Genomic DNA, 3,377 nt, shown 5'->3' with positions numbered 1-3,377 from the left:
GAAGTACCCATGAGTGAAACTCTACTAGCATTATTGGCCTTTTCGCCAATAGTTGTTGCAGCGATTCTGCTGGTTGGCCTTAACTGGCCTGCAAAAAAAGCGATGCCAGTGGCATTTGCATTAACCGTTGCTATCGCCCTATTCGCATGGGATATGTCTAGCACTCGCGTGCTGGCTTCAGTATTCCAAGGCTTCGGCATTACCGTGTCGGTTCTCTGGATTGTGTTTGGCGCCATCTTCTTATTAAACACTTTGAAACACACCGGAGCTATCACCACCATCCGCAACGGATTTACTGACATATCAGCAGACCGTCGTGTACAAGCGATCATCATTGCTTGGTGTTTTGGTTCATTCATTGAAGGGGCATCAGGCTTCGGCACACCCGCCGCAATCGCCGCTCCATTGTTGGTGGCAATTGGCTTCCCAGCGTTAGCTGCGGTACTGATGGGCATGATGATTCAATCTACGCCGGTATCGTTCGGCGCAGTTGGTACACCTATCATTGTTGGCGTAAACAAAGGTTTGGATACGCACAACATCGGTGAAAGCCTGATTGCCAATGGTTCAACATGGGATGCTTACCTACAACAGATCACATCAAGTGTTGCAATCATCCACGCCTGCGTTGGTGTGATGATTCCTGTATTGATGGCGATGATGCTGACTCGCTTCTTCGGTAAGAACAAAAGCTGGACTGAAGGTCTTGATATCCTGCCGTTCGCACTGTTCGCCGGTGCTGCTTTCACCATTCCTTACGCACTAACGGGTGTTTTCCTCGGTGCTGAGTTCCCATCACTGATTGGTGGTTTGGTTGGCCTTGCGATTGTTGTAACAGCAGCAAAACGCGGCTTCCTAGTACCTAAATCAAAATGGGACTTTGAAAGCGAGGACAAGTGGCCAGCAGAATGGCTAGGTTCTTTGAAAATCGACCTTGATGACAACAACCAAAGCCATAAAAAAATGAGCATGGCGATGGCATGGGCACCTTACGTGCTGCTCGCTGTCACTCTAGTTGCTAGCCGTGTGAGCCCTGAGTTCAAAGGCCTGCTTAAGAGCGTTAGCCTTTCTTTCAGCAACATCCTTGGCGAGACCGGCGTAAGCACAGCGATTCAACCTCTGTATCTACCTGGCGGTATCTTGGTCTTCGTCGCACTGGTTGCTGTTCTAATGCAATCACGCAGCGCAACACCACTGGCTAAAGCTTTTGGTGAGTCGAGCAAGACTCTGATTGGTGCAGGCTTTGTGTTGGTGTTCACCATCCCAATGGTTCGTATCTTCATTAACTCTGGCGTGAACGGTGCTGATTTAGCAAGTATGCCAGTAACCACTGCCAACTTTGCAGCTGACCTAGTCGGCGGCGCATTCCCAGCGTTAAGTGCCACGGTTGGTGCGTTAGGTGCCTTCATTGCAGGTTCGAACACCGTTTCAAACATGATGTTCAGCCAGTTCCAATTCGAAGTAGCACAAACTCTGTCGATCTCTAGTGCTGTGGTTGTTGCTCTGCAAGCCGTTGGTGCTGCAGCAGGTAACATGATTGCAATTCACAACGTGGTAGCCGCATCGGCGACCGTAGGCTTGCTAGGACGCGAAGGCGCAACACTACGTAAGACTATCATCCCAACGTTCTACTACTTGGTGATGACAGGAATCATCGGCCTAGTGGTTATCTACGGCTTCAAAATGACAGACGCACTTATGTAAACCATAAGTCGTTACAAAAGCACTTGGCGTTAATACTCAATTCCCCGACTGCAACACCGTCTAATAAGACAGTTGATGAGTTTCGGAATGGATACTAAAACACATCAACACCCTCGGGTATTAACGCCATTTTATTGCTTCTCTGTTTCACCGTTAGAGAACAAACGAACACTGACTTTCAAGAATTAAAGCAGCCCAAGCCAAGCTCTCATAGAAGGGCAACATCCCAAGAATTTAGGACTGAAATTATGATCATATCCGCATCGACTGATTACCGCGCCGCAGCAAAAGCGAAATTACCACCGTTTCTTTTCCACTATATTGACGGCGGTTCTTACGGTGAACATACCCTACGCCGCAACACGGCCGATCTTGCAGAGATCGCGCTCAAACAGCGTGTCCTCAATGACATGTCGGACCTAAATTTAGAAACCGAGTTGTTTGGTGAAAAGCTCGCGATGCCGATTGCCTTAGCACCCGTTGGTCTAACAGGCATGTACGCACGACGTGGCGAAGTACAAGCTGCAAAAGCCGCAGACAATAAAGGCATCCCTTTTACGATGTCGACCGTATCTGTATGCCCGATTGAAGAAGTCGCACCTAAGATTGAGCGCCCAATGTGGTTCCAACTTTACGTGCTAAAAGATCGCGGCTTCATGAAGAACGTATTGGAACGTGCCAAAGCGGCAGGCGTGACAACACTGGTCTTCACGGTGGATATGCCTGTACCTGGCGCTCGCTACCGTGACATGCACTCAGGAATGAGCGGCCCAAATGCAGCAATTCGTCGTGTATTCCAATCGATGCGTCATCCTAGTTGGGCGGTTGATGTTGGTCTGTTGGGTAAACCACACGATCTTGGCAATATCTCTACTTACCGAGGTTCTCCAACCAAACTGGAAGACTACATCGGTTGGTTGGGTGACAACTTCGACCCGTCCATTTCATGGAAAGACCTAGAGTGGATCCGTGATTTCTGGGACGGCCCGATGGTCATCAAAGGCATTCTTGATGAAGAAGATGCAAAAGACGCCGTAAGATTTGGTGCAGACGGTATCGTAGTTTCAAACCACGGCGGTCGTCAGCTTGATGGCGTTCTATCAAGTGCTAAAGCACTGCCTGCAATTGCAGACGCAGTAAAAGGCGACACTAAGATTCTGGTCGACTCTGGTATTCGTACTGGCTTAGATGTAGTTCGCATGATGGCGATGGGCGCAGACTGTACCTTGCTTGGTCGCTCTTTCGTCTACGCGTTAGCAGCGCAAGGACAAGCAGGTGTTGAGAACCTACTCGACCTTTACGACAAAGAGATGCGCGTTGCGATGACTCTAACTGGCGCTAAGACAATCAAAGACTTAACTCGTGATTCTCTGGTGGGGCTAGATTAAACCTCAACGACTTAGGTTCGGATTCGGACTAATGCTTTGGTCTACTTAGACTGAAGTTCAATCGGTGTCACAGCAATTACACTGCCGTTGTGACACCGTTTAAGCACTGGAAAATAAAATAAAAAGCTAGGGCGTGTTGATCTTTCGAGCTGATTTTTGCAGCGAGTTGCTGGGTATTTATACAAGGCAGAGGCTTTGATGTGTAGCTAGCCTACATGAGAAGCCGATAACGTAGTAGAAATGACCAGCAAACGCTGCCCGAAGGGTTCAGCTAAAAGCGTTTTA

Annotated in this window: 2 protein-coding genes; both read left to right on the top strand. The window is 48.7% G+C overall.

The genetic code is table 11. The features are described from left to right. Nucleotides 1-9 precede the first annotated feature (9 nt). Nucleotides 10-1,704, top strand: a complete 1,695-nt coding sequence (locus AB4653_RS15665) for an L-lactate permease (protein WP_102257664.1) — start codon at nt 10-12, stop codon at nt 1,702-1,704. A 248-nt stretch (nt 1,705-1,952) separates the two neighbouring features. Then, complete coding sequence (lldD, locus tag AB4653_RS15660; RefSeq protein ID WP_017083007.1) at nt 1,953-3,092, top strand: FMN-dependent L-lactate dehydrogenase LldD; 1,140 nt, start codon at nt 1,953-1,955, stop codon at nt 3,090-3,092. Nucleotides 3,093-3,377: the final 285 nt, after the last annotated feature.

The sequence above is a fragment of the Vibrio sp. 10N.222.48.A3 genome (genome assembly GCF_041475345.1).
Taxonomy (GTDB): Bacteria; Pseudomonadota; Gammaproteobacteria; order Enterobacterales; family Vibrionaceae; genus Vibrio; species Vibrio tasmaniensis_A.
Note: the sequence above shows the minus strand (reverse complement) of the source record. Positions and strands in the feature narration are given on the sequence as shown.